This is a genomic window from Pseudoalteromonas sp. S554, assembly GCF_005930865.1.
Lineage (GTDB): Bacteria > Pseudomonadota > Gammaproteobacteria > Enterobacterales > Alteromonadaceae > Pseudoalteromonas > Pseudoalteromonas marina.
Map to the genome: position 1 here is coordinate 1 of NZ_PNDV01000146.1, position 1,854 is coordinate 1,854.

Genomic DNA, 1,854 nt, shown 5'->3' on the forward strand with positions numbered 1-1,854 from the left:
TCAAAGGTACCTGGTAAAATTTGCTCAGCGAAATTGATGGGGATGAATTTATTTTGGCAGGATAAGTCAGGCTTGTAGTTGGCCATAACAATTTACCGTGAGTGAATAATATCTATTAGATCACAGCAACCCTGTAGTTTCAAGGTTAAAAAACAATCAGTTTTGTATAGTAGGATATGTTTCTAAAAAGAGTAATTCTACAGCCTCAACGCCGCGCTAAGCAGAAAATAACAGTTTGCTAAAATCGCGAAGCGATGGCCAACTGTTATTTTTCCGTTTAAGTGCCTTGTTAGGGTTTAGCCATGCGAGCTGCTAATCCGCTTAGAGCCTTCTTGTACACATGCTTTGAAATTACCCATTGAAATTTCTTTTGCGTGAAGCTCCATGCCTCCCGCATTTGTATAGGTTGTATAATCTTTATTTGGCATTTTTGTAGACACATACCAAGAGTTTCCATCAATATTTTCTGAGCATGAACCAGGAAATGTTAATGTCCACGTTTGTCTCAAAAAGCATTTCTTTGCTGTTTGAATATAAGTATCCTCAGTTTTTACAGTATCACCCTTAGAACCAAAAATTTGTGTAATCGTAACTTCCGTTGAAGGTCCATCAATACCGCCAGCATGCTTATTGATAAAGAAATTCCAATTACTTTCCAGCTTGCTATTTTCCAATATAAAACTATCACACTGAGAAATTCCGTAGTCATGAAATGACTTTAATAGAGTTTGATCATTGTTTGCAAAAACTGGATTGGCTAAGGTAATACCGAACGAAAGTGCTGACGCGATTACTAGTTTATTTTTCATCTATTTTACTCCTTAAATTTTTAGATGAGCTATTTTATTAAATTGAACCCTAACGCCGTGCTAAACGGCACAAAATGCTTGGCTAAACTATGCGAGGAAAGAGCACAGCCAAGCTTTTTGTGTCCGCCATTTAAGCACTTTGTTATGTGGCTATGTGCTTAAAACTTAAACCCTGTTGCTTTAATCGGAATGCTACCTATACCGCTCGTACTTATATGATTTTTCAAGTCTGAGTATACTTCAGCAGCAAAATTATAAAACTCTTGATGAAACTCATCGTCATCGGAACAGTTAGATGACTGAGCGAAGCACTTAGCCGCAGAAAACAACTTTGATATGGCAATTACCACTATCATTTGCTTTAGACCCACAGAACTTTCTCTAGTATCTGGCAGAGGGATAACAGCAAACTGGCCTTGTTTGTTCGTAGCGTGACTTGTTTCGTCTTTTATTTGTTGCAGAGTAGGATGCTTCATTTTGCACAAAAGTTTATAGTTGTGATAACAAAGCTTCCAAGCTTGTTCAAAGTCTTTGTCACTTGGGGGGTTGTTTTTTATTTCACCAAATAAATCTCTTTGTGCAGCCATCTTGGATAGCCTTTGAGGTTTCCATGGAACATCACCATTTTCATCGGCAAGAATTTCTTCGGCTAAATCATCTCTGCCGCTAATACAATTTACTACAAGAGCATTTTCATAAAGAGAAGACGCGACACACGCAGCTTGATAAGGATAACCCCAATTAATAAGCAACCAAACCCCTCTGAAATCACTCATTACTCTTTTTAGTAAAGCGGCAGCCAATTTAAGAGATTTACTACCAGTTTCTTTACCTTTTAAAAATGGTGCTTTAATTGCTAGATTCATACATTTTTCGGCAAGTTCATCCCAAGGCTTTAAAGCGTGGTGATTTTTATCAATTGCATGAACTTCTAGCTGAGCAAGGTAATTCCAATAATGATCTGGCCAATTGTCAGGTGTAATATCCATTTTCATTTTTTGAAGGTTCCTCAAACTACCCTAGGCCACATAGACATAATGACTCC

2 protein-coding genes and 1 pseudogene are annotated in these 1,854 nt (G+C 37.5%); all 3 read right to left on the reverse strand.

The genetic code is table 11. The features are described 5' to 3' along the window. Positions 1 to 86, reverse strand: a pseudogene (locus tag CWB65_RS20305) (transposase); the annotation flags it as partial. A gap of 210 nt (positions 87 to 296) precedes the next feature. Beyond that, positions 297 to 809, reverse strand: a complete 513-nt coding sequence (locus tag CWB65_RS19330) for a hypothetical protein (RefSeq protein ID WP_138741274.1) — start codon at positions 807 to 809, stop codon at positions 297 to 299. A 158-nt stretch (positions 810 to 967) separates the two neighbouring features. Then, positions 968 to 1,804, reverse strand: a complete 837-nt coding sequence (locus tag CWB65_RS19335) for a hypothetical protein (protein WP_138741275.1) — start codon at positions 1,802 to 1,804, stop codon at positions 968 to 970. Positions 1,805 to 1,854 lie beyond the last annotated feature (50 nt).